We start from the raw sequence: 24,598 nt of genomic DNA, 5'->3' as shown, positions 1-24,598 counted from the left end.
GTGAATTTTTGTGATTCTGAAAAATTGACAACGTAGTTAATTCACATTTGACACTTAACAAAAAATGGCTTGATTTATCAAGCCATTTTTATTTCGTCAAAATTTCTGAAACCGTTCAGGAAATCTTTGATATTCATTCTTTTCTTTCCTTCTAATTGTAATTCTAAAGGAAAATATATTCCGTCTTTAGTAAAGATCTTAAATTCATTTTTTGAAATTTCTAAACTTCCAACAGTTTTTCCATGATCTTCGATTTCAAATTTTCCACCAAATATTTTTAATCCTTTTTCTTCTTCACCGATTTTTAACGTTGTAAAAGTAGCAGGGTAGGGTGACATTCCTAATATAAACTGATGAACTTCTTTTGAGGTTTTCGTCCAGTCTATTCTTGTATCTTCTTTGAAAATTTTATAAGCATTTTTAGGATGTTCAACTTCTGGCTGAGGTTTTTCCTGAATTGAATTTTCAGCTAAACCGTCTAAAGTTTTTACTACCAATTTTGAACCCATGACCATTAATCTATCATGAAGTGCCCCTGCATTTTCATCAGGGAAAACATTTAATTCCTCTTGGAGTAAAATATTTCCTTCATCTATTTTTTCATTGATAAAGAACGTTGTTGCGCCTGTCTTTTCTTCACCATTGATAACAGCGTAGTTGATCGGTGCAGCACCTCTGTAATCAGGAAGTAAAGAAGCATGAAGGTTGAATGTACCCATTTTAGGCATTTCAAAAAGAACTCTCGGCATCATTCTGAAAGCTACTACTATGAAAACGTCGGCATCCAATTTTCTAAGCTCTTCCAAAAACTCTGGATTTCTCAATTTTTCAGGTTGAAAAACCGGAATATTATTTTCTGATGCAAAGATTTTTACAGGAGATTGATTAATTTTTTGTCCGCGTCCACTTGCTTTATCGGCAACCGTTACAACGCCTACAACTTCATGGTGAGATTGATGAACAGCTTCCAACGAAGTTTTTGCAAACTCTGGAGTACCTAAAAAAACTACTTTCAATGATTTCATAATGCAAAGATAAACTCTTTGATTAAAAAATTAAAATGATTTAAAAATTCATCATGGAAATATTACCCATTACCAATTACTGATTATTTATGCTAAGGCGTACGTTCTAAAATTCAACATTTTTACTTTTCCTGAGTCTAAAAGATAAATCAGATTTTCTAAAATGTTTTCTTTGGGATGGTAACTCAATTGTACAGAAAGCTCTTCGATCGTTGCGGGTTTTTCAGTTAATAACTTGACGATCTGATGAGAAATATTTTTTCCAAACATTGATTGTTTATTCTTTTCACAAACCGAACACTGACCACAATTCTTAGAATTTTTTTCTCCGAAATAAGCTAGAATAAGTTTCATTTTACAGTAGTCATTACTTTCTGTGTAAAACTTCATTTCTTCCCATTTCTGGATTTTATTTCTTTGAATATGTTCAAATAACTTCCAATAACCACTATTGATAACTCTTTCGTCTCTCGGTTTTAAGAATTTTACGCTTGATAATGCGCCATCGACATATTCAAGATAATTTTTCTGCTGTAATTCTTTAAGCCTTTCTTTTATTAAATGAATGCTTATTCCTAATTTATTGCTCACCTGTTGCTCGCTGAACAATACTTTATGCGTTGTAATCCCTGAAATTGTACGAAGCAAAAGCTCTATAAAATAGGCGTCTTTTTTAGGCAACTGCTCGATTTCATCCGCCTTTATCAGCAATTCTACAGAAGACAGACTTTTATTATCATTAAAATAAATGATTTCCTGATTGTGAAGGAAATTCAATACATTTTTAATCTTTGCGGTTGATAATTTGGTGAAATTTTGAATTCCTGCAGCGTTTAACTGAAATGTTTTCTCTGGTAATTCATATTCTGCAACCTGGAAAATAGAGTATAGATAAGTCACGATCTTTAAAAATTCTGCTTTATTGGGAGTTTGATTTTTTAAGATCTGATCAAAATTTGAGATTTCCTGCTGATTCCAAAGCATGAAGGCAAAACTGTCTTTTCCGTCTCTTCCTGATCTCCCAATCTCCTGATAATAATTTTCAATTGACGGAGCAGGCGAGAAGTGGATCACAAAACGAACATTGTCTTTATCGATTCCCATCCCGAAAGCGTTGGTTGAAATTAAAACATTATTGTTATTTCTGTTCCAATGATTTTGCTTTGCATTTTTCTCTTTTGTAGTTAATCCGGCATGGAAAAAATCTACATTTTTTAATTGATTTTTATGTAAATATTCAGTCAGTAATTCGGCTTCCTTTCTTGTACGAACATATATGATTCCAGAATCATTATTATATTTTAAAATATTAAAAATTCGCTGAAATTTATCAGAAACCTCTTCTGTAAAGATTTTAATATTATCTCTTTTAAAACTTCTATGAAAAATTTGAGGATTTTTAAGTTCCAGTTTAGTTTTAATTTCTTCCAACACTTTTGGAGTTGCTGTAGCCGTTAAAGCTAAACATGGAATTTCAGGATTATTTTTTCTGAACTCTTTTATGTTTTGATAACTTGGTCTAAAATCCTGCCCCCATTCTGAAATACAGTGTGCCTCATCCACTGCTATAAATGACATCTGTATTTCTTCAATATTTTGTAAAAACTGTTTATTTGTTAATCTTTCCGGAGAGACGTAAAGAAGTTTTGTTAAACCGTCTTTGCATCTGTTATAAATCACTTCAGCATCAAAATCATCAAGTTCTGACGATAGATATTCCGCTTCAATTCCTCTAAATTTTAATTGATTGACCTGATCTTTCATTAATGCCAAAAGGGGAGAAATCACAAGACAAGTTCCTTCTTTTAATAAAGCAGGAAGCTGATAGCATAACGATTTTCCGGCTCCTGTAGGTAAAAGAACTAAAGTGTCTTTCTCGGTAAGAACTGAATTAATAATTTCTTCCTGAGAATCTCTGAATTCATCATATCCCCAAAAATATTTCAGGGTTTCATATTTTAATTTTTGAAAGTCTTGTTGAGAAATCATGAGGTAAAAATAAGGAAAGTATCGTATTACAACAAAAAAAGTCACGCAATGCGTGACTTTAATATAATTAAATAATTAGTTTATTATTTAGCTTCAAAGTAAACTCTTCTGTTTGCTCTGTTTTTCCATTCCGGACACTTAGTAGCTGGGTCACACTCAGGGTATTTAAGGTCTTTTTCACCTTTACCGATAGCGTTTAATTTAGTAGATTCTACTCCGTTTTTCACTAAGTAACTCTTAACGCTATTCGCTCTTCTTTCAGATAATTTTTGGTTATAAGCATCAGAAGCTCTAGTGTCAGTTGCACCAACTACATTATAAGCTCCGTTTGAAGAATTAATATAGCTAACTGCATTGTTAAGAATAGGTGTGTTAGATGGTAAGATTCTATCAGAATTTAAATCAAATTCAATTCCTTCTAAAGTTCTAGTGTCATCAGTTACAGGTCCTGTAGGTGTTGCTGTAGGACAACCGTTGTTTTCAACAGGTCCAGGAACAGTTACACATTTATCGTAAAGATCGATTACTCCATCTAAATCTGTATCAAGAGCTACACCCGCACCGTCAACTCTTGCGCCGGCAGGAGTATCAAGTTGTCTGTCCCAATCGTCGCAAACACCGTCATTATCAGCATCTCCTTTTTTACAAACTTCGATATCCTGGTTTTTATTAGCCAATACATCTAATTTGTAATAGATTTCCTGCAATGGGTCATGCCACATTAAGTGAGATTCGTGTTTTCCTAGTTTTAAAGAAACACCTAAAGTTGCGTTAAAGAAGTTATCAGAAACTTGCTCTTCACGTTGGTTGATAGCACTGTATTGTGCACCTCCACCATCAAACTCATCATCACCAGTCATCACATACATTAGTCTACCTTCGATATCTAATCTTCTGTTAACTTTGAATTTAAGACCAGCACCAGCCTGACCGAAGAATGAACCCAATTTGAAAGGCTTAATTTCAGTCATTAATCTTTGTCCAGTCTCATCTTTTTGATAAGCTTTGTATGCTAAAGTACCAATACCTGCATAACCGTGTAATGCCCATCTGTATGGAGAATGATTATCAACTCTTCTTAATAAGTTTGAGAAGTTGATGTCTCCTAAGATAGAGATCGCGTCATACTGAGTTCTACCTGCTACTTGCTGATATTTTGAAGCATCTGCAGGAGCTGCATCTTTAGTATTGAACCAACCTTGTCTAGTTTCTCCTCTGTCATACTGAAGGTTAATACCGAAAGCATGAGTAATCGCTTTATCAATACTAACGTAAGCAGAATATCCAAAAAGATTTTTACCGTTACCGTTTTTAATTGATGTTAAATCCGCAGACTGAACCAAAGGTACACCGGCACCAATTGAAATTGCCCAATCATTAAATCTCTTGGATTTCTGTGTAAATGGGGAAACATTCGCAGAACCGGAAGAAAATGTATTTGGGTATTTTCCGTTTGAAGAAACTGCCGTTGAGTCTTGTGCATAACTAGCCGTCGGAACAGCCAATGCCAACGCAACAATTGCTAAACTTAATTTCATAGTGTATTTTTTATTTAGTTAATTAAATGATTGTACTTTTCAGAATAGATATTTTTGCTAACATTTATTAGATTAAATATTTAACAGTTTTAAGAACCCATTCTGAAAATTATGTAAATTTAATAAAAAAAAACCAGTTTATGGAAAAATAAAACCGAAAAGAAGTTCTTTTCGGTTTTATTTTATTTATTATAAAGAAAATTACTTTTTCTTCTTTTTAGCAGGAGCTTTTTTAACTGCTTTTTTTGCAACAGGAGCATCAATGTAATCTTTCTTTTGAATAGAATTCCACTCACTAGCATCCTCTATAGCTTTTACTGTAACTTTTCTGTCAGCTAATCTTTCTGCATCAGAAGCAGTCGCAGGGATTGTTGCTTCAGCAGAACCTACACCTTTAGATTTAAGTACATCTGCAGAAACTCCTCTCGTTTCTAAAGCTACAACAACAGCCGCAGCTCTTTCCTGAGAAAGTTTTAAATTGTAACCCGCATTTCCTTTAATATCAGTATGTCCTGTAAGTAAATATTTACCGTCATTTTCTTTAATAATCTTAGCTGCTTGATCCAGTCTCTCATTAGATTCCGGTCTGATAGTAGCTTTGTTGAAATTAAAGTATACATTTTTAAGTTCTTGTTCTACCGCTGTAGCAGTTACTGTGTTGTCTTTTTTCACAGGACAACCGTTATTGTCAGCAGGTCCAGGAACGGTTACACACTTATCATAAAGATCAATTACTCCATCTAAATCTGCGTCAAGAGCTACACCCGCACCGTCAACTCTTGCACCGGCAGGAGTATCAAGTTGTCTGTCCCAATCGTCGCAAACACCGTCATTATCAGCATCTCCTTTTTTACAAACTTCGATATCTTGCTTCTTATTAGCTAATACATCTAATTTATAATAGATTTCCTGCAATGGATCATGCCACATTAAGTGAGATTCGTGTTTTCCTAGTTTTAAAGAAAGACCTAAAGTTGCGTTGAAGAAGTTATCAGAAAGTTGTTCTTCACGTTGGTTGATAGCACTGTATTGTGCCCCTCCACCGTCAAACTCATCATCACCAGTCATTACATACATTAGTCTACCTTCGATATCTAATCTTCTGTTAACTTTGAATTTAAGACCAGCACCAGCCTGACCGAAGAATGAACCTAATTTGAAAGGTTTGATTTCAGTCATTAATCTTTGTCCGGTCTCATCTTTTTGATAAGCTTTGTATGCTAAAGTACCAATACCCGCATAACCATGTAGCGCCCATCTGTATGGAGAATGATTATCAACTCTCCTTAATAAGTTAGAGAAGTTGATGTCTCCTAAGATAGAGATCGCGTCATACTGAGTTCTACCTGCTACTTGCTGATATTTTGAAGCATCTGCAGGAGCTGCATCTTTAGTATTAAACCAACCCTGTCTTGTCTCTCCTCTGTCATACTGAAGATTAATGCCAAAAGCATGAGTTATAGCTTTATCAATACTAACATAAGCAGAATATCCAAAAAGATTTTTACCGTTACCGTTTTTAATTGATGTTAAATCCGCAGACTGAACCAAAGGTACACCGGCACCTACTGATATAGACCAATCATTAAATCTCTTGGATTTTTGTGTAAATGGAGAAACATTAGCAGAACCGGAAGAAAACGTATTGGGGTATTTTCCGTTTGAAGAAACTGCCGTTGAGTCTTGTGCACTAATAGCCGAGGGAAAGGCTAATGCTAGTACAGCAATTGCTAAACTTAATTTCATAGTGTATTTTTTATTTATTTTATTAAATAATTTTGTTTTAAGTAAAGTGGATTTACTTAATTTTTTTAGTTGTTTAAAAGTGATTGTTTATTTAGTAGGACAACCGTTGTTTTCTGCAGGTCCAGGTACTGTTACACACTTATCGTATAAGTCAATAACACCATCAAGATCCATGTCTAAAGCAACACCGGCACCATCAACTCTTGCACCAGCAGGAGTATTAAGTTCTCTATCCCAGTCATCGCAAACACCATCATTGTCATTATCACCTTTTTCACAAACAACAAAATCTGTTGATGCATTTTCAAGAACATTTGTTCTGTAGTAAGCTTCCTGTAAAGGATCATGCCAAGCTAAGTGAGACATATGTTTACCTAATTTAAATGATAAACCTAAATTCACGGTCCACATATTATCAGATCTTCTATCATTGATCATGTTGTATCTCGAAACTGTAGAGTTAGGATTGTAGTCGTTTGGACTAGCCCATCCACCACCGTCGAACTCGTCATCACCACTGATGATGTACATTGTTCTAGCTTCAATGTCAATAAGTTTTGAAACATTATATTTCAAACCAATACCGAACTGATAGTAAATTGAGTTAATGTCAAGTTTCTGATCAATAAACAAAGGAATTCTTGCGGGAGTTGTGCTCCATCTGTACTCGTTGTTGTCGTGTAGAGATGTGTTATAGTTCATGAGTCCAATACCTCCATAACCATGTAGTGCCCATCTGTAAGGAGAATGATTATCAACTCTTCTTAAAATGTTTGAAAAGTTAACGTCTCCTAATAAAGCAATTTGGTTATACTTGGTTTTTGCAACTCCTACACCAGCTAATTGTCCGGATACACCTTCCAACATGCCTTTTTGATTTGTTTCACCTCTTTGGTAAATAATGCTTAAACCGAAAGTGTGCGAGATCTGCTTGTCTATACTTACGTAACTGTTATAACCCCAGTTAACCTTTTTGTCATAGAATGACGTAAGATCTGATTGAGTCATAAATGCTGCACCTCCACCAACTGAAATACTCCAGTCGTTAAATCTTCTAGCCTTGTTGTCGAAAGTTTGGACATTGGCAGAACCTGAGGAAAAAGTATTCGGGTATTCGCTAGAGGAACTAACGGCGATACTGTCCTGAGCATAAGTAGCAATAGGCAAAGCGGCCAATAATAATAAACCTAATTTCATACAATATGTTTTATGTTTTATTTAAAAAAAATCTTTTAATAATATTCTAGAGAATTCCCGTTCAAAAAGATGTTTCTGATGAGGGACTTCTAACCTTTCTGATGTGAACTTCAATTCATCATATTTAACGATGTCGATATCTATTATTCTGTCGGCATAGCCTCCTGATACCTTCGAGTCGTTAATTCTTCCCATCTCAACTTCAATACTTTTAATAAAATCAAGTAGTTGAATTGGTGAAAGATGTGTGAATATAATTGATGCAATATTACAAAAAATATTGGAACTAACAAATTCTACAGGCTCAGATGTTAAAAATTCACTAATTTTTAATATATCGTTACCTCCTTTTTTAATGTGTTCGAGGGCTTCGTGTAAATTTTTTTTTTTGTCTCCAATGTTACTTCCCAGTAACAAAACTACCTTATGCTGCGACATATTGGAAAATGATTGATTTATGAAAAGTTTTTTTAAAAATGTACTGGCAAATATAGTGGCAATTGTGATACTATGTGTCGTATTTTTCTTCTTTTTCATTATAATGCTCGTGTTTAGCGCAATGGGAAGTGACAAATCTGTAGAGGTGAAGAAGAACTCGGTCTTAACTATTAATTTAAAAACACATATAATAGATAGCCCTACGGAAGAACAAACCGGAATATTTAATATTAATAATCAAAACAAAAGCGTTTTGATTTATGATGCTATCGAAGCCATAAACAAAGCAAAAACTGACGATAATATTAAAGGTATAAGTATTGAAGCTGATGATCTTCATGCAGGAATTACCCAGATAGATGATCTGAGAAATGCGATTCAGGATTTTAAAAAGAGCGGGAAATTTGTGTATGCTTATGGTAATGCAGTTTCTCAGGCTTCTTATTATTTAGGATCTGTTGCAGATCAGTATTATCTTAATCCATCAGGGATGATCGAACTTAAAGGTCTTGCGACGGAAGTTACTTTTTTCAAAGATTTTGCGGATAAATATGGAATTGGAATCGAAGTTATTCGTCACGGGAAATTTAAATCTGCTGTTGAACCGTTTTTAAGAAATGATATTTCTCCTGAAAATAAGGAACAATTAGGAACTCTTTTAAATGATATCTGGAAAAATACTTCGACAAGAATTGCAGCTTCAAGAAAGATTGATACTGCACAATTCAGAACAGTTGTTGACAGTTTATATGGTATGATTCCTGAATTGGGATTGAAACATAAACTTGCAGATAAATTAATTCAAAAAACAGAATATGATGAATTAATTAAATCAAAATTAAGCTTAAAAGAGAAAGATAAATTAAATAAGATCTCTTTAGGTAAATATATTGCTTCGTATTCTGAAGATGATAAATCTGGTGATAAAGTTGCTGTTTTGTATGCATCAGGATCAATTAATAATGGCGATGAATACAACGATATTTATTCTGATAAATATGTGAAGTACATCAAAGAACTACAGGAAAACGATAAAGTAAAAGCTGTTGTTTTAAGAATTAATTCTCCTGGAGGAAGTGCAAATGCGTCTGATGAGATTTTATTTGAACTTCAACAATTAAAAAAGAAAAAACCACTTGTTGTTTCTTTTGGTGATTACGCAGCATCCGGAGGTTATTATATCGCGATGGCAGCTGATAAAATTTATTCTGAGCCTAATACATTAACTGGATCGATCGGAGTTTTCGGTGTAATACCTTATTTTAAAGATCTTGCCAATAAAAATGGAGTACGTTCTGATATTGTTGCTACCAATGCAAATTCTATGTATTACTCTTCTTTAAATGGAGTGAGTCCTTATGGAGTAAGTATGATTACAAGAAGTGTTGAAGGTACTTATAAAAGATTTGTACATTTTGTAACGCAAAACAGAAAACAGACTTTCGAGCAGATCGATTCGATCGGTGGAGGTAGAGTATGGAGCGGAACCAGAGCTAAACAAATTGGTTTGGTGGATGAATTGGGAACTTTAAACGATGCGATTAAATTTGCTGCACAGAAGGCAGGTTTGAAGTCATCTTACAATGTTGCATCTTTCCCTAAAAAGATGACTCCATTCGAGCAAATCTTTAATGATCTTAATGAAGAAGAAATCTCTGCGAGGATTATTAAAAGTAAAATTGGTAAAGCAAACTATGAAATTTTGAATCAGATTACGAACGAAAAGTTACAGTCTGAGGTGAAAATGGAAATGCCTTATCAGATTAAAATAGACTAAATTATATTGTTTCATAAAAGAAGCCGGATTTGAAATTTCAAATCCGGCTTCTTTGTTTTATATTTTATTTAAATAATTAACTTTTCCTTGTGGCCATTCCGTAAAGCCAGAGAACGATTAAAGCTCCACCAATAGCTAGAATCCAACTTCTAGGATTCCAAAAAGATGTTACATCACCCCAATGAAGAAGGTAAACTCCGATTGCTCCACCTATAAAGGCTCCTACAATTCCTAAGATGATCGTGATTAGCCAGCCACCTCCTTGAGTTCCCGGCATAATTAGTTTTGCGATTGCACCCGCAATAAGACCGAATAAGATCCAAGTTATAAATCCCATAGTTTTAATTTTTTTTAATTGTTAATATGAATGTGTTTTACTAATTAAAGAAATATATGATAAAAATCATCTCTTCTTGAAAAAAGAATCTACAAATTCTGTACCATTAAACAATTGCAAATCTTGCATCTTCTCTCCAACGCCAATATATTTTACCGGAATCTGAAACTGATCGGAAATCCCAATCACAACACCTCCTTTCGCTGTGCCGTCTAGTTTTGTAACTGCCAAAGCATTAACTTCAGTCGCTGCTGTAAACTGCTTAGCCTGTTCGAATGCGTTTTGTCCGGTAGAACCATCAAGAACCAACAAGATTTCATGAGGAGCATCAGGAATAACCTTCTGCATTACTCTTTTGATCTTTGAAAGCTCGTTCATTAAGTTGATTTTATTATGAAGCCTTCCCGCTGTATCGATGATAACAACATCTGCTCCCTGAGCTTGGGCACTTTGTACTGTATCAAAGGCTACAGAGGCCGGATCGGAACCCATTTCCTGCTTCACAATTGGAACACCAACTCTTTCACTCCAAATCGTTAACTGATCAACAGCAGCAGCTCTAAATGTGTCTGCAGCTCCTAAAACTACTTTTTTACCTTCTGATTTAAATTGATGCGCCAGTTTTCCGATCGTAGTTGTTTTTCCTACACCGTTTACGCCGACAACCATTATTACATAAGGTTTTTTTGAAGCATCAATGTTTCCTGTTCCTGCGTGAGGATTTTCAAGCAATAATCCTGAAATTTCTTCACGAAGAATATTATCTAGCTCGCTTACATTTACATATTTATCTCTGGCTACACGCTCTTCAATTCTTTCTATAATCTTGATGGTAGTGGATGCGCCAACGTCTGATGCAATAAGTATTTCTTCCAGGTTATCCAGAACTTCATCATCTACTGTGCTTTTACCGACTACGGCTTTTGTTATTTTTTCGAAAAACCCCTGACTGGATTTTTCCAATCCTTTATCTAAAGTTTCCTTTTCTTCTTTTTTGAAAATATTTTTAAACCAACTCATATTAGAATTTTGATTGTATAATAAGATGTTGTATTATCTCTCTTTATTACAAAGATAACAAAAAAACTACCCAAAAAATGAGTAGTTTTTTTATATTGTAAATAAAGCTAGGCTTATTTTTTCAAATAAGCATCCACTTCGTCTGCATTCATTACTTTTTCTTCGAAAACGTAAGCATCTGATTTAGATGACTTCACCATTTTCACAACTTTAGTCATTTTCTTAGACTGTCCGCTTTGTAGGGTTGCTACTACTTTCTTTGCCATGGTAAATTATATTTATAAATTACTTGATTTCTTTGTGAAGGGTAGATCTCTTAAGAACAGGATTGTATTTTTTCAATTCCAATCTCTCTGTAGTGTTCTTTTTATTTTTTGTAGAAATGTATCTAGACATTCCTGGCATACCACTTTCTTTGTGCTCTGTACATTCAAGAATTACTTGAACTCTGTTTCCTTTTTTTGCCATGATTTAGTTCTTTTTAATCAATCCGTTTCTAGTGCCTCTTTCGATAGCCTCTTCGATTCCAATCTTGTTAATCACTCTCAATCCATGAGCTGATACTTTCAGTGTTACGTGCTTATCTTGCTCTGGAAGGTAAAATTTCTTCTCTAATAAGTTAATTTCAAAACGACGCTTCGTTTTGTTATTAGCGTGAGAAACGTTGTTACCAACCATTGCACGCTTTCCTGTTATTTGGCAAATTCTTGACATATCTCGATGTTCTTATTTGTATAATATTTGAGGTTGCAAAATAACGAAGAATTTTTTAGATAGGCAAATGTTTTATAAAATATTTACAAATAACTGGTTGATTTATAATATTGATTTTACACGTAAGAATAAACTTCAGATACCATGGGCATTGAGCCTGATAAAATTCATATCAACTTTATTAAAGATCGATAAATTAATCCTATATCTTTGTTTTTAATTAATCTAAATAAAAATAATATGAAGAGGATTTCTATTCTATTATCTCTGCTTCCGTTAAGTATGGCAGCGCAAAATTTCACTGAGGTTCAGACAAGTATGAATAATTTCTACTATCCGGCAAGCGATATAGGAGATATTGATAATGATGGATTACAAGATATTGTTGTAAACGGAGCAATAGATTCTGATGGAGACGGAAATGTAGATACCACTTATAATGGAATATATAAAAACAACGGAACAACATTCATTCCTTATGCCGATTTGGGAGCAGATGCAACGCATTTGGGAGATATAAAATTCATTGATTATAATAATGATGGTCTGGCAGATATTATTTCTACAGGGTTGAGTTATATGGATATTGTGAATTATAAGCATTACAGATTCAGAAATACAGGTTCAGGTTTTGTGAAAGAAGCTGATCTGTCGGGTAAAATCTATGGTTCAATGGAAGTTTTTGATTTTAATCATGATGGTTTGCAGGATTATGCATTGAATGGAACTCAGTATATCGATGGCCTCGGATTTGTCAATAAATTAGATTATTATCAAAATACAGGAAGTAGTTTTCAGGTATTTCCCGGTTGGATGGAAGGTACTCAAAACAGCAGTTTTAAAATGGTTGATCTGAATAATGACAACCTCTTAGATCTAGTAATATTAGGTTACGATGCGAACAGTGACGCTATGTTTAAGGTATATTTAAATATTGCAGGAACGTTGACCCTTACTCAAACGCTACCTCCTTTAGCAAGCGGGAAATTGGAATTTGCTGATTTCAATGCAGATGGTTTTCAGGATATTGTGGTTTCTGCGCAAGATGAAGAATATAAAGGATCTCTCGCTGTTTTAATGAATGATGGAGCGGGACATTTAAATATTCAACAAATAAATACTCCGGAAATTTCAGATTCATCGTTAAGTGTTGGTGATTTAAATAATGATGGATACTACGATTTCATTGTATCAGGAAATGACGAAAATAATGATGCTGTGGTAAAAGTTTTCACTTACAATTCAATCAATCAAAATTTTACAGAAAATACAACTACAGGTTTATACAACTTAGGAGGTCCGGGTTTTGTGCATCTACTTGACTATAATAATGATCATCACCTCGATGTTCTATTGTCCGGATTTGATTGGGCAGATCCGGCAATGCCTTCATTAACTAAAATCTTCAAAAATGTTTCATCTGAAACCAATTTGAAACCTGCGCCTCCTACAAACCTGAATGTTTCAAAAATAGGAAACAGATTTAATTTCTCTTGGAACGGCGCTTCTGATGACAAAACGCCAGTAAATGCATTGCGTTATGAAATCAAAGTAGGAACAACTGCCGGAGCTCAGAATCTTGCCAAATATATTGTAACAACACCTTCTTGGTTCTTAGATCTTGATCCTGCAATTCAGAATGTGTATTGGACTGTAAGATCCATTGATGCTTCAAAAGTGTATTCTGATCCGGCCACTGAAAACACATTAGGAACTCAAAATATAAGCTTAGAAAATCAATTCTCTATTTATCCAAATCCTGCGACAGAAAGGGTATTCATCAAAGGAGAAAAAGTTTCAGATGTTGAAATGTATTCAATAGATGGTAGAAAACTGAATGTCACGTTGAGTAGTGATCAATCTATCAATGTTTCTCATCTTCCAAAAGGAGTTTATATTATTAAATTAAAAATAAAACAACAAGAAATCACCAAAAAACTCATTATTAAATAATTGAAATTTTCCTTAATCAATGCGAAAAGCCAGACGTCCAGCTGGCTTTTATTTCTCTACTTTTATTTTAAATGGCGACTCAGATTTTTCTGAATCGCCATTTTATTTTTTAATTAAATATGAATTATTTTAAACGCAAATTTTCACAAATTTTTTCCACGAATAACACAAATTTTTATAACATTTATATCAATAGAAATGGGCTTTAGCCCGTTTAACAAAAAAAATCAATCAATTGGCTTTAGCCAAAACTTAGAATAAATTATTCACAAACATCTGTGCAAATCTGTGAAATCCGTGGGCAAAAAAACTAAGCTTTTTTACTCTGAATTTTATTCTGAACTCTTTTAATCAAGAAATAAAACAACAAGAATCCCAACGCGAAAAATGAAAATCTTGTCAGTAAATCACCGCTTCTTGTGTAAAAAGTCTGTGTATCATACAAATTAATTTTAGCAAATAAAGTTGTTTTATCTCCGTAAAAAGTATCTTCTACAATTTCTCCTTTTGCATTTATATGAGCCGAAATTCCACTGTTTGCAGCACGGGCAATTTCTCTTCTGGTTTCGATTGCTCTTAATTTTGCATACGATAAAAGTTGTTTGTGACCTTCCGAAACACCCCACCAAGAATCATTGGTCATGATCGCGAAGAAATTGGCTCCTTTTTTCACATATTTGGTTACAAATTCACCATAAATGCTTTCATAACAGATAATTGGAGCAATTTTTCCTTTGTTGAATGGATTTGAAAACGCAACTCTCTCTTTATCCATTCCTAACGAAGCAACAGTTCCACCCAAATTAAGCATTGCATCGCCTAAAAGTGGTTTTAAAACATTCATATAAGGGAATATTTCAACACCGGGAACCAATTTTCCTTTGTGATAAACGACCACTTTTTGATTCGGAACGATTTGAACTGCAGAATTATAACTTTCAACCCAAAGTGAAGGATTAAGCTGATAGGCTTCTATTGGTAAATTATCTTTTTTTGTATAAAAACGATGCGAAGAAATTCCTGTTGAGAAAACAGAACCCGGATGTTTTACAAGGAAATCTTTAACATTATTTAAAAGTAAACTCTTTTCAAAAGCAGTCTCAGAAATAGAACCTCTTCCGGGAAGTGCCGTTTCCGGAGCGATATAATAATCAATTTTTCCTTTTGAATTTCTTTCGGCAAGACTTAAAAGGTCATTTTCTATCGTCAAACTGTCAGTTGAATATTTTTCTCCGTAAGGATCAAGATCAGGTTGAAGCATTAAAACATTTACCTGTCCGATGGGTTTTTCATTAAAATTATTGTATTTCGCAAAAGAAATAATCATCGGAACAACAATTAAAATAGCTACAATGGATGTATTAATAATTAAACTTTTCTTTTTTCTTCCTGCCTCCCAAATTCTTATGGTATAAAAAATGAGAACATTAATCACCAAGATCCAGAAACTTCCGCCGGTTGCTCCCAAGGTATCATACCATTGAACAAATTTTGGATAATCTGAAAATACATTTCCAAGATTTAGCCAAGGCCAAGTGAGTTCCCAGTTCAGATGAAACTTTTCAAAACTCATCCAGATTGCTACGAAAAAAGCTAATCCCCAATAGGTTCCCTGAGCATTTTTATACCAATGATAACATTGAAAAACTAAAGAATATAAAAGTGAATTAACCAACACAGGAAACACAACGGCCATCATAGAATGGCTTCCGTCAGGGTTTTTGGCGCCATATAACCAGCCTGTGGTTACGATATTCCAGATAATAAAACACAGATAGGAAAGTCCGAAAACCACCCAACTTTTTCTATTGAATTTGGAAAATTTTGAAACGCCGTGTTCCATCATCAAAAGCGGAACAAGAGCAAAAAATATAAAGAACGGAATTCCGTAAGTTGGCCAGGATATAGACAACAGCATCGCCGAAATGAGCGTAAGTAGAACGTATTTCATTAATTTTATTTAACATACAAATTTAATGTTTTTGAAATGAATAAATTTGCAATTGATGTTAAAGAAAATTTACAAATTTATTATTGTTCCGTACACCTTGTTTCTGCTGTATCTCATGTTTTTAGGAATGGGCAGATTTCAGTATGATGAGAATATTGTGAGAATAAAACCTATTTTATCAACGATAGAGTTTATTGAAGGAACGATTCGGTGGGAAGATATTATCAGAATTGTCTTAGGAAATGTTGTAATGTTTATTCCGTTTGGTTTTCTGGGCTGGATCTTTCCTAAACTTAAAGAGCTGAAAAGTCTTCTTTTTTCCTTTATTTCAGCAATCGTGATTGTAGAAGCGCTTCAGTATTTTACAAGAATGGGAATTTGTGAAATAGATGATATTATTCTTAATACTTTCGGGGTTTATTTGGGCTTTCTGATGTGTATGTTTTTAGAAAATAAATTCAGTCGTTTCGTATAATTCTTTTTTAGTATTCGTTACATTTGTTAAAAACAATTTAAGATGGATAAGAGAGGATTTTTCGTAGAAGAAATCAAAAAAGAAGTACTTGGCGATTGGAAAAGCATCGCGGTTGAAGTTCGTCCAAGTTCGTTTAAAAATGAAGACGGAAGTTTAAAACCGTTTTATTTAACTAGAGAATTCAGTTATTTACCGGAAGATAAATTTCAATTGGAAATCATCAATTATGCTGATGCTTTCGGGAAAATTCCTTTGGTTAAAATGTTAATTAAAGGAGAAGTGGGGTGGCAGGGCGACCATCCCGTTGTAGAAGGTGGACAAAAAGTAGATTTTACAGCCAACGAAAGTTATGAAGTTACACCTTTGATCCAAAATTTTGCCGATGTTCTGAATAATTTGGCAAAAGATGGTTTTGATCAATGGGAAGTTGGGAAATCTCAAAATATTTTCAAGAAAAAATTTATTCCTTTTGGATTGAATGAAGGAGATATTTTCAAAGAATACGATCTCATTTACCTTTATAAAGATATGATGTTTTGGGGCGCAAGAAATGTTGACGGAAGAGGTTTTGATACCGAAGAAAACCGCCCGACGAATTTGCAGATTCCGATGGTTAGGAAATAATATTTTTTTGAACCATTAAGTTTTATTAAGAAGTTAAGGAACATTAAGCTTTTGATTCTTAAAGCTATTTTTAGGTATCGTCTTAAAAAATCTTAACTTCTTAATAAAACTTAATGGTTTAAATTCTATCCATTCAATTCCTTTGCCCGTTTTTCAGCATTTAAAATCCCGTTTTTCAGAATTTCTTTGAAATTGTTTTCTTCAAACGTTTTTAATGCGGCTTCTGTTGTTCCGCCTTTGGAAGCAACGTCTTTTATTAATTCTTCCAAATTTTTATCAGAATTATTAATTAAATGATAAGCTCCCAACATGGTTTGCTTAACGAAGAGTTTTGATAGGTTTTCGTCAATTCCCATTTCCATTCCGGCTTTTATCATGGCGTCTACAATGTAGTAGAAATAGGCTGGCCCGCTTCCTGAAAGTGCAGTTACACCATCCAAAAGATCTTCGTTTTCCAAATAAACCGATCTTCCTGTGGAGTTCAATAATCTTTCAATATTAATTAACTGACTGAAAGAAATTCCTTCCGCAGAAGTATAGCCTGTAATCCCCATTCCCAACAGAGTAGGAGAGTTCGGCATTGCTCTTACAACAAGTGGATGATTTAATAATTTCTGAATTTTTTCGATCTTAATTCCTGCCATGATCGATAAGACCATCTGATTTTCTTTTAGTTTAAATCTGAAATTTTCAGCAACATTTTGAAAGTCCTGAGGTTTTACGGCAATGATGATTAAATCTGCATCCAATTCATTTACGTCATCAAAAATAGAGATTTTAGAACGTGGAAATTCTTCTGATATTTTTGATAATTTAGATTGGTTTCTTGTAATTAAATGTAAACTTTCAGGTTTGATTAATTCATATTTCAAGAAAGACTTTGAAAATGATAAGCCCATATTTCCGGCTCCGAGAATCGCTATTTTCATGTGTGTTTTTTATCGAATTTTTAGCTAAAATAACTAAAATATTTTTTATTCCACAGGGAATTCCGGTCTTCTCATCTTATATCTTGTTCCGGAAAGGCTTTGAAGGAAAGAAACTAAAGCTTTGGTTTCTTCTTTGGTTAAATGTAAAGGCTTTAATAATGGATCTGTCATTGGATATAACGGATCGAGCTGTTTTTTCTCCGGACTTGGATCGATTTGGTGCATTCCGCTGTTGTAAACATTTACAACACCTTCCAGATCATCGAATAATCCGTTGTGCATCCAGGGTTGAGTAAGCATCAGATCTCTTAATTGAGGTGTTCTGAATTTACCTGCATCTTCTGGTTTTTTAGTAATTTCATATAAACCAAGATCCTGATATTTTTTCTTGTAATATGTCAATCCGATATTGTGGAAAGATTCGTCGGTAAGATATTGTCCGTTATGGCAATTCATGCAACGGGCTTTTGTACGGAAAATATGCATGCCGTAGATTTCTTCATCAGACATTGCATTATATTTTCCTTCTAAAAATTTATCGAAACGACTTGGCTGACTTTTAATTGTTTTTTGGAAATCTGCGATGGCTTTTACAATTTTTTCATATGTTACTTTATCGGTTCCATACGCTTTTTTGAAGAGTTCTTTATAACCCTTTACAGCCTGTATTTTTGCGGGTAAGGTCTTTACATCCATAGCCATTTCATGATGGGCACTCAACGGACCAGCTGCCTGTTCTTCTAAGGTTTTTGCTCTTCCGTCCCAGAAAAAAGATTGGCGTTGTGCAATATTGTATAATGAAATGGTATTTCTGTTGCCCTGTAAATGATCATTTCCCAGCGCAACACGTCTGCGGTCTGACCATCCCATTTCAGGGTCGTGACAAGAACTGCATGAAACCTGGCTTGATTTTGATAATTTAGGATCGAAAAACAGCATTTTTCCTAATATAACATTAGGTTTATCTTGGTCGATAAAGAAAGTAGAATCGTTTTTAATGGGCGCAAATTCATTCCATTTTACTCCGTAATCAATATTTGGTTTTGGCCAGTCGGTGATTGCTTTTTTATAGCTTTTTACAATATCTTCAATACTCGGATCCTGAATGTTTGACAAATCCTGATTAACCTTTGGCGTAAAACTCCACAATAACAATAAAACCAATCCTAAAACCCAATATATACCTCTTTTCATTCCCTAAAATGTTATTCCAATGCTTGCGCCTACAAAATTATTGTTTTTTTTCTGAATTTTTTGTGATTGATATTCTGCACTTACGAAGAATGCAGGTAGTTTTTCAAGTTTTAAATCATATCTTAATGATGCTCCAATAATGGTAATATCACTTGCTTGGAACTGATAATCCTGAAGAGCCCATCCATCAACAGCTGCATTTCCTGTAGTTGATAAAGCGTTAATTGATTTATTGACAACTCTTTTTGAAAAATAAGGCTGGAAACTCAATACCTGATTTTCTTTGATCTGCTGTTTGTAATCTGCATTAATCCCGAAATAAGAATATTCAAATTTTTGTCCTGCATTTGGATATAATCTTCGTTCTTTAATATCTTCATAACCATAAAATGGAGTCGCAGTGATTGAAAATCTATCCTTATTATATTGATAGAAACCTTTTATTGTTGATACATAGTTTTCTCTGCGGTAAGCCTGTCTTTTAAATATTTGAGTCATGCTTACGGTATTCAATGAATAACCATACTCGGAGCCTGTTTTTACGGAAGAGGTGAAATTTGCTAAAAGTCCGATTCTATGTTTTTGATTTAAATCAAAAAACTTAGCACCTTCAACCTGATAATTTTCATCGACTAAATCAGAGATATCATAAAACGTATTTCCTGCATCGTTGTAACTTTTTACATTATTTGCTCTTCCAATACTTGCCTGAAGATAGAAATCCTTGCCTTCTTTATTGAAAATTTGCAAACCTCCTTTTACTCCGAATTCTTCGAATGTTGAAGCTGGCTGTGTACCTCCGTTAAACAAATTATTAGAATGTCCCAATCCTACCATCTGATAAACATAAGGTCTCCCTAATGAACTCTGAAAAGTTAAAGAAGTGTTTTGTGTGTATTTGTTGAATTCGCCAAAAATTCCAACTTCATATTCTCTGAAAACTTTGTAATTTACGCCTGCATTTATTCTCAAATCAGAAGTTGTACTTCTTACTCTGGGATCTCTGGCGCGATATCCCAACTGTGCCAAATAACTTACTTGCCCCGCAAACGTCCAACGATTTGTTTTTTGTAAATAACCTCCGGCAAACTGATAACGCTCAAGATTCAGTTTTCCTCCAACAGAGTCTGAAGTGATATAGGGAGCAACACGATCATAATCTAATGTTTCATTCCACTTGATGTTGTCTATTTTTACATTCTGATATCCTGCATTTCCCCAAACATAACGGTTCGGTTTTAATTTTTGAAAAGATTTTGCCTCAACTGTTAAACCTTTTTCTCCACTTCCTAATTGTTGACGATACGCTTTGTCATCTTTATTATGAAGTCCAACATTGAATTCTGAGAAAGAAGTAGAACTATAATCCGACATGGATGCCGGATTATAGTAAAATTGAGTTTTAAAATTTCTTTCTACATTATATTGATTGTTAATCGTTTTAAACAAGCTAAGACTGTCTTGAGCTTTCACTGAAAGTGAGCCTAGAATGATCAATAGCAGATAAAAAGATTTTTTTATAGTAAGCATAAATTTATTTTAATGAAGATCCAACTGTATTTTAGTGTGAAATACCATCTTTTAAACTTGGCTGAGAATCTTTTACAAAATCAGTTGAAGAGTTGTTGGTATCAGAATAAGCATTTTTGTTGTTGGCTGTTTTTCCGATTATTTTACGTCTTACAGATTTTCCGTAACGGGTAGCATCATTATCTATCGTTCCTGCAGAAGTCCATCCTCCGTCAATACTTGGAGAAGTTAATGTATGAATGAATTTTGTTGGAATACTATTGTTAACACCGTCTACGATCCAAGTATTTGGAATAGAATATGTACTTTTTGAAGTGATACCTCCCGCACTGTTTTGGTAAGTGTAATTATATTTATGACTTGTTAAGAACGTCGTTTCATTTTCTCCGGCAGGGAAACGGGCAATTACATAACTTTCGAATCCTCTGTTGTGTAAGAAGAACATGTTATAAGCCATTTGAGTATAAATCACTTTAACATTGGGAACGGCTGGGTTGTCAACCTGACCCAAAGTCGGATTGGTAGAAGGGAATTCAAAATCTGCATTATGCAAGTCATATGCAGTACTTGTATTTGCTTTATGATTGATCGCATTATCAGCAATTACAATGAAATCACCTGGCTGAACAGGATATTGAGTTCCATCTCCAGGCAATACCATCACTCCTTTTACTGGAAATGATTGGTTAACGTCATATGGAGTAGGGTTTTTGTCATCCGTTGTAAGGAATTCTGATTGAGCAAGAATTAATTTATCAGCATACAATACCTTATCTGTATTGTTGGTAAGCTTAAAATAACGTCCTGAATTATAGTTTTTATTATCCGAAGTTTTTACTCCTGTGAAAAATACTTCTTCAATGATAAAATCTTCCTTGAAAGTTTTAAAATATAAAGGAACATTTACGTTTGTTACCAATGTGGTAATATCTGCGGAAGCATTACCTCCGGCAGCAGTTGGTTCCTGTAGAGTCGTAACAACTTGTCCGTTCACTGCAATTTTATAAGAACCGTAAGGAACTTCTATAGATAGAGAACTTGTATTCTGAATAGACTTTGTGATGATAGCTCCTGTATTGATTTCTTTAATTTCAATATTTAAAGATTGATAAGAAGCAATGTTTTCTCCGGAAAAAGACAACGTTAATACTCCGTTTTGAGCAGTCTGTATTCCGAAATCATCGTTGGAACATGATGTCATTGTAAACGTCGTCGCCATCATTGCTACCATACTTAATAGTAAAACTCTTTTTTTCATGTTATTTTCTTTTGATATATATTAAAAATTGTAGTTTAATTCCATTCCAAAATAAGGAGTGTTTGCTCCTTTTCTGTAAACTGTCACATTATTGAATGTATAAGGTGCGCTGTAATTGAAAAGTCTGTTGACAAACATTGAAGTTTTTAATGCCCTATAAATACTTTTTGTAATCTTAAAGTTTCCGGTGATGGTGAATGTGTAAAGGTTCGGCAAGTTATCCGTAACTGAAACATTTCTCACCAGCCATTGTTTGTAAATGTCTGTTCTGTCTGCATCTGTAAAAGGATGTATCACTCCATCAATTCCATAATAAGAAATTGGTTCTGCGATTCTTTGGTCATTTTTTCTATGATCATATAAACTTCCCTGGAAAGAAGCTGACACGGTAAGGTCTAAGCTTGGTAAATAAGTATCGATGAAAAGATTATAATTCATGTTTGAATTAACATAACCATCATCATTTTGATAAATTCCATAGTAATGAAATCCGTCTGCACCTATCGATTTTTGAGGAGTTTCTACTACAGCAATTGTGTTTCTATATTGTGTTTTAAACCAAGCTCCGGTAAATGTGAATCTTGTATTAATAGCTTTGATTCTTGGGGAAGTATATCCAAATTCAATTCCCTGCTTCAAAGTTGCACTTCCGTTTTCATTAAGAAAATAAGATCCGTAGGCTTGTTTTACAGTATAGTCTACATTGGTAAGGTTTGGTCCGTTAGAATTCCATTGTGAAAGGTCTATCTGTGAGGCATCATATTGTTTGTAAGTATGAGTTGTTGTGTGAAGCATACTTCGGAAGCCGTTCGTCATATCTTCTTTGAAATAAGTGATAAAAAATTCATTGTTTCTATAACTTAGATCTAATCTGATCTCTTTCTTAATACTTTTTGCAGCTTCAATATTTTTATTTTCTCGCGATTGTACGTACGTCATGAAGTTTACATATCGATATTGTGGATCGTTACCGTAATAATTCAGCTGCGTATAATCCCAATATTCTTTGTTCGGATAAAGCATCAACAAAGTCGGTTGCTTGTAGAATAGACCGTAACCTAATGTAACATCCGTTTTCAAAGGGAAATTATTGATCATTAAATGGGGTAAACTATACTGGAAATTCAATCTAGGCTCTGTGAAAACTTTTTTGCTGATGGCATAAGAATTATCAATTCCTAAATTTTGTGAAAGTCTCAAACCTGCATATAAAGTAAACTTATGCTGATTGATTGCATAACTCATCTGATCTCCTGCAAAAGCAGCTAATAAGTTGGATGCCGGAATATCATTAAAAGCTCTTGGTCTGTCTATTCCTGATGCTGCCGAGGGAGGTGTTCTCATGTCATAAACCAAACCGTTCCCGTTGTTTTTAGAATATCTCCAGTCAAGTCCGGCTTCATAATCATGAGTGATTCCTGCTGTTTTTCTTGTTCCGTTTATTTTAAAAAGTGCTGAGATATCCAGCGGCTTTCCTTCTGTTGAAAATTCAGTGACGTAACGTAGATCTGGAAAGAAACCAACATTTTCTCCTTGATCGTAGGCTAAAGAGAAAGATCGCGGGCCAGATAGCTGAACTAATTTTGTTTGTTCAATTTTTTCAAATCCTGCACGGATGGCTGTATTTAAAGTTACCTTATTAAAGAATGAACTTTTATCTAATTGATAAATAAAGTTATTCGTAAAGCTGATCTTTTTATTATTTGATTCATATCTGTCTATGTCAGCTGTTCCATTATCAGGATCTACTTTTTTCTTGTCAATATTTACTGAAAAATCGATGTTTGATCTCCATTCTAAAGTTCTTGACCAAAGTGTTGAGATTTTCTTTGAACGAAGAGAAGCCGTGATTCTTTGATAATTTTCAAAATCATCAGTCGGTGTAGCTTTCGAATCCAAGAAATCTGCACTTGCGCTCAACTGCCATTTATCATTTATTTTAAATCCTTTTCCGACATAATATTGTTTGCTGAAACCATCAGCTTTAAACCTTGCCTGAAGTGGTGATTGTCCGATTTTACGCTCAATCTTAATCAAACCTGAAGTTAGATCTCCATACGAAGCAGAAGGAATTCCACGAATGATTTCCACTCTTTCAATATCATTAGTGGAAATGGTTCTCATATCAATTCCTGAATAAGCAGTTTCTCTGGCTTCTGGAGAATATCCAAACTGATCCGGAGATACCGAAATCTGCATATCAGCATTTGAATTAATAATATTGTCATCTACCATGAATTGCACACCCAGCGATGAAGTTTTGTAGTCGTTGCTTGAAAGGCTACCCGGATTTTCACGAAGAATAGGTCTGTTTACTCCACTTAAATTAGGTGTTTTTGCCAATCCTCCGGGAAGTAATTCCATCAAATCTGAAAAGCTTGAAGGTTGCAGATGTTCCATTGCTTTTCTGTCGATGACGGATTTTGTAGTTAATCCTTTTCCTTCTTTAGAAAAGACAACAACTTCTTCCAATTTATCAATCGGCTGAAGGTTTATTGTTAAATTTTGCTGAGAAGCAAGCGTAATGTTCAGTTCTTTTTCCTGAAAATTAGGGTGGATTATTCTAATATGATGTTTACCATTTAATAAAGAAATATTGGCATTTCCATTATTATCTGTGGTTACAGAAGATTGGTCAACTATAATAGATGCACCTTCTAATTCTTTATTATTTTCGTTGTAAACCGTAATGTTCAATTGTGATCTTCCTTCCTGAGCATATATGAAATGCGTACTGAAAATGAAGAAGAAAACAAAAGATAAAAATCTCATCATCCTAATCTTATTTATTCTAAAAAAAAGCGAGTGCAAATATATTTATTATAAGTGCTTTACGATAATGTTATTTAGAATAAATTAAAATAAGTGACAAATGTCAGAAAAACGATCTGAATATTTTTTAT

Annotated in this window: 21 protein-coding genes; 4 read left to right on the top strand and 17 right to left on the bottom strand. The window is 34.0% G+C overall.

Annotation, left to right across the window (positions count from 1 at the left end; translation table 11 throughout):
- Nucleotides 1–77: 77 nt before the first annotated feature.
- The 6 genes from fmt to folK form a co-directional block, all read right to left on the bottom strand.
- A complete protein-coding gene (gene fmt / locus SB689_RS15220) occupies nt 78–1,025 on the bottom strand; it encodes a methionyl-tRNA formyltransferase (RefSeq protein WP_410692946.1) in 948 nt (315 codons plus the stop codon).
- An 87-nt stretch (nt 1,026–1,112) separates the two neighbouring features.
- Nucleotides 1,113–3,014, bottom strand: coding sequence for an ATP-dependent DNA helicase RecQ (locus SB689_RS15215; protein ID WP_410692945.1), 1,902 nt, complete (start codon nt 3,012–3,014; stop codon nt 1,113–1,115).
- Between the two features lie 83 nt (nt 3,015–3,097).
- Nucleotides 3,098–4,552, bottom strand: a complete 1,455-nt coding sequence (locus tag SB689_RS15210) for an OmpA family protein (protein WP_410692944.1) — start codon at nt 4,550–4,552, stop codon at nt 3,098–3,100.
- Between the two features lie 201 nt (nt 4,553–4,753).
- Nucleotides 4,754–6,298, bottom strand: coding sequence for an OmpA family protein (locus SB689_RS15205; protein ID WP_410692943.1), 1,545 nt, complete (start codon nt 6,296–6,298; stop codon nt 4,754–4,756).
- 87 nt (nt 6,299–6,385) lie between these two features.
- Nucleotides 6,386–7,495 (bottom strand): OmpA family protein, encoded by a 1,110-nt coding sequence (locus SB689_RS15200; protein ID WP_410692942.1) that lies wholly within the window; start codon nt 7,493–7,495, stop codon nt 6,386–6,388.
- A 21-nt stretch (nt 7,496–7,516) separates the two neighbouring features.
- Nucleotides 7,517–7,933, bottom strand: coding sequence for a 2-amino-4-hydroxy-6-hydroxymethyldihydropteridine diphosphokinase (folK, locus tag SB689_RS15195; RefSeq protein WP_410692941.1), 417 nt, complete (start codon nt 7,931–7,933; stop codon nt 7,517–7,519).
- Nucleotides 7,934–7,952: 19 nt separating this feature from the next.
- Here folK and sppA point away from each other — a divergent pair, with 19 nt between their 5' ends.
- A complete protein-coding gene (sppA, locus tag SB689_RS15190; RefSeq protein ID WP_410692940.1) occupies nt 7,953–9,710 on the top strand; it encodes a signal peptide peptidase SppA in 1,758 nt (585 codons plus the stop codon).
- A gap of 76 nt (nt 9,711–9,786) precedes the next feature.
- Here sppA and SB689_RS15185 read toward each other — a convergent pair whose 3' ends face one another.
- From SB689_RS15185 to rpmB, 5 genes are all read right to left on the bottom strand, one after another.
- On the bottom strand, nt 9,787–10,047 hold the full coding sequence (locus SB689_RS15185) for a GlsB/YeaQ/YmgE family stress response membrane protein (RefSeq protein ID WP_410692939.1): 261 nt from the start codon (nt 10,045–10,047) through the stop codon (nt 9,787–9,789).
- A gap of 66 nt (nt 10,048–10,113) precedes the next feature.
- Nucleotides 10,114–11,067: a signal recognition particle-docking protein FtsY gene (ftsY, locus tag SB689_RS15180; protein ID WP_410692938.1), complete on the bottom strand. Its 954-nt coding sequence runs from the start codon at nt 11,065–11,067 to the stop codon at nt 10,114–10,116.
- A 113-nt stretch (nt 11,068–11,180) separates the two neighbouring features.
- Nucleotides 11,181–11,333, bottom strand: coding sequence for a DUF4295 family protein (locus tag SB689_RS15175; protein ID WP_066755245.1), 153 nt, complete (start codon nt 11,331–11,333; stop codon nt 11,181–11,183).
- A 19-nt stretch (nt 11,334–11,352) separates the two neighbouring features.
- Complete coding sequence (rpmG, locus tag SB689_RS15170; protein ID WP_027373683.1) at nt 11,353–11,535, bottom strand: 50S ribosomal protein L33; 183 nt, start codon at nt 11,533–11,535, stop codon at nt 11,353–11,355.
- Between the two features lie 3 nt (nt 11,536–11,538).
- Entirely contained in the window at nt 11,539–11,781 is a 243-nt protein-coding gene (gene rpmB, locus SB689_RS15165; protein ID WP_054511814.1) for a 50S ribosomal protein L28, read from the bottom strand.
- 240 nt (nt 11,782–12,021) lie between these two features.
- Between rpmB and SB689_RS15160 the strand changes: the two genes are divergently transcribed.
- Entirely contained in the window at nt 12,022–13,734 is a 1,713-nt protein-coding gene (locus tag SB689_RS15160) for an FG-GAP-like repeat-containing protein (protein ID WP_410692937.1), read from the top strand.
- Nucleotides 13,735–14,044: 310 nt separating this feature from the next.
- On the opposite strand, the gene lnt is transcribed toward SB689_RS15160, so the two are convergent.
- A complete protein-coding gene (gene lnt, locus SB689_RS15155; protein WP_410692936.1) occupies nt 14,045–15,685 on the bottom strand; it encodes an apolipoprotein N-acyltransferase in 1,641 nt (546 codons plus the stop codon).
- A 55-nt stretch (nt 15,686–15,740) separates the two neighbouring features.
- Between lnt and SB689_RS15150 the strand changes: the two genes are divergently transcribed.
- The gene (locus SB689_RS15150; protein ID WP_410692935.1) at nt 15,741–16,160 is read left to right on the top strand and encodes a VanZ family protein; all 420 of its coding nucleotides are present in this window, start codon (nt 15,741–15,743) and stop codon (nt 16,158–16,160) included.
- 42 nt (nt 16,161–16,202) lie between these two features.
- Nucleotides 16,203–16,784, top strand: a complete 582-nt coding sequence (locus tag SB689_RS15145; RefSeq protein ID WP_410692934.1) for a hypothetical protein — start codon at nt 16,203–16,205, stop codon at nt 16,782–16,784.
- Between the two features lie 125 nt (nt 16,785–16,909).
- Here the strand turns inward: SB689_RS15145 and proC are convergent, their stop codons facing one another.
- From proC to SB689_RS15120, 5 genes are read right to left on the bottom strand one after another with little or no spacing between them, the layout of a single operon-like run.
- Nucleotides 16,910–17,713: a pyrroline-5-carboxylate reductase gene (proC, locus tag SB689_RS15140; RefSeq protein ID WP_410692933.1), complete on the bottom strand. Its 804-nt coding sequence runs from the start codon at nt 17,711–17,713 to the stop codon at nt 16,910–16,912.
- A gap of 45 nt (nt 17,714–17,758) precedes the next feature.
- Nucleotides 17,759–18,907 (bottom strand): cytochrome-c peroxidase, encoded by a 1,149-nt coding sequence (locus SB689_RS15135; RefSeq protein WP_410692932.1) that lies wholly within the window; start codon nt 18,905–18,907, stop codon nt 17,759–17,761.
- Between the two features lie 3 nt (nt 18,908–18,910).
- The gene (locus tag SB689_RS15130; protein WP_410692931.1) at nt 18,911–20,437 is read right to left on the bottom strand and encodes a DUF6850 family outer membrane beta-barrel protein; all 1,527 of its coding nucleotides are present in this window, start codon (nt 20,435–20,437) and stop codon (nt 18,911–18,913) included.
- A 31-nt stretch (nt 20,438–20,468) separates the two neighbouring features.
- Nucleotides 20,469–21,695, bottom strand: a complete 1,227-nt coding sequence (locus SB689_RS15125; RefSeq protein ID WP_410692930.1) for a DUF4876 domain-containing protein — start codon at nt 21,693–21,695, stop codon at nt 20,469–20,471.
- Nucleotides 21,696–21,716: 21 nt separating this feature from the next.
- Nucleotides 21,717–24,470, bottom strand: coding sequence for a carboxypeptidase regulatory-like domain-containing protein (locus SB689_RS15120; RefSeq protein WP_410692929.1), 2,754 nt, complete (start codon nt 24,468–24,470; stop codon nt 21,717–21,719).
- Nucleotides 24,471–24,598 lie beyond the last annotated feature (128 nt).

Source organism: Chryseobacterium sp. SIMBA_038 (assembly GCF_046535115.1).
In the GTDB taxonomy this organism is placed as follows: domain Bacteria; phylum Bacteroidota; class Bacteroidia; order Flavobacteriales; family Weeksellaceae; genus Chryseobacterium.
Note: the sequence above shows the minus strand (reverse complement) of the source record. Positions and strands in the feature narration are given on the sequence as shown.

Bases quoted from the DNA above. Each gene is read 5' to 3' on its own strand.
- SB689_RS15200 (WP_410692942.1), bottom strand. From the start codon at position 7,495: ATGAAATTAGGTTTATTATTATTGGCCGCTTTGCCTATTGCTACTTAT.
- SB689_RS15125 (WP_410692930.1), bottom strand. From the start codon at position 21,695: ATGAAAAAAAGAGTTTTACTATTAAGTATGGTAGCAATGATGGCGACG.
- SB689_RS15120 (WP_410692929.1), bottom strand. From the start codon at position 24,470: ATGATGAGATTTTTATCTTTTGTTTTCTTCTTCATTTTCAGTACGCAT.
- SB689_RS15145 (WP_410692934.1), top strand. From the start codon at position 16,203: ATGGATAAGAGAGGATTTTTCGTAGAAGAAATCAAAAAAGAAGTACTT.
- SB689_RS15185 (WP_410692939.1), bottom strand. From the start codon at position 10,047: ATGGGATTTATAACTTGGATCTTATTCGGTCTTATTGCGGGTGCAATC.
- SB689_RS15160 (WP_410692937.1), top strand. From the start codon at position 12,022: ATGAAGAGGATTTCTATTCTATTATCTCTGCTTCCGTTAAGTATGGCA.
- lnt (WP_410692936.1), bottom strand. From the start codon at position 15,685: ATGAAATACGTTCTACTTACGCTCATTTCGGCGATGCTGTTGTCTATA.
- proC (WP_410692933.1), bottom strand. From the start codon at position 17,713: ATGAAAATAGCGATTCTCGGAGCCGGAAATATGGGCTTATCATTTTCA.
- SB689_RS15150 (WP_410692935.1), top strand. From the start codon at position 15,741: ATGTTAAAGAAAATTTACAAATTTATTATTGTTCCGTACACCTTGTTT.
- SB689_RS15135 (WP_410692932.1), bottom strand. From the start codon at position 18,907: ATGAAAAGAGGTATATATTGGGTTTTAGGATTGGTTTTATTGTTATTG.
- SB689_RS15130 (WP_410692931.1), bottom strand. From the start codon at position 20,437: ATGCTTACTATAAAAAAATCTTTTTATCTGCTATTGATCATTCTAGGC.
- rpmG (WP_027373683.1), bottom strand. From the start codon at position 11,535: ATGGCAAAAAAAGGAAACAGAGTTCAAGTAATTCTTGAATGTACAGAG.
- sppA (WP_410692940.1), top strand. From the start codon at position 7,953: ATGAAAAGTTTTTTTAAAAATGTACTGGCAAATATAGTGGCAATTGTG.
- rpmB (WP_054511814.1), bottom strand. From the start codon at position 11,781: ATGTCAAGAATTTGCCAAATAACAGGAAAGCGTGCAATGGTTGGTAAC.
- SB689_RS15210 (WP_410692944.1), bottom strand. From the start codon at position 4,552: ATGAAATTAAGTTTAGCAATTGTTGCGTTGGCATTGGCTGTTCCGACG.
- fmt (WP_410692946.1), bottom strand. From the start codon at position 1,025: ATGAAATCATTGAAAGTAGTTTTTTTAGGTACTCCAGAGTTTGCAAAA.
- SB689_RS15175 (WP_066755245.1), bottom strand. From the start codon at position 11,333: ATGGCAAAGAAAGTAGTAGCAACCCTACAAAGCGGACAGTCTAAGAAA.
- ftsY (WP_410692938.1), bottom strand. From the start codon at position 11,067: ATGAGTTGGTTTAAAAATATTTTCAAAAAAGAAGAAAAGGAAACTTTA.
- SB689_RS15205 (WP_410692943.1), bottom strand. From the start codon at position 6,298: ATGAAATTAAGTTTAGCAATTGCTGTACTAGCATTAGCCTTTCCCTCG.
- folK (WP_410692941.1), bottom strand. From the start codon at position 7,933: ATGTCGCAGCATAAGGTAGTTTTGTTACTGGGAAGTAACATTGGAGAC.
- SB689_RS15215 (WP_410692945.1), bottom strand. From the start codon at position 3,014: ATGATTTCTCAACAAGACTTTCAAAAATTAAAATATGAAACCCTGAAA.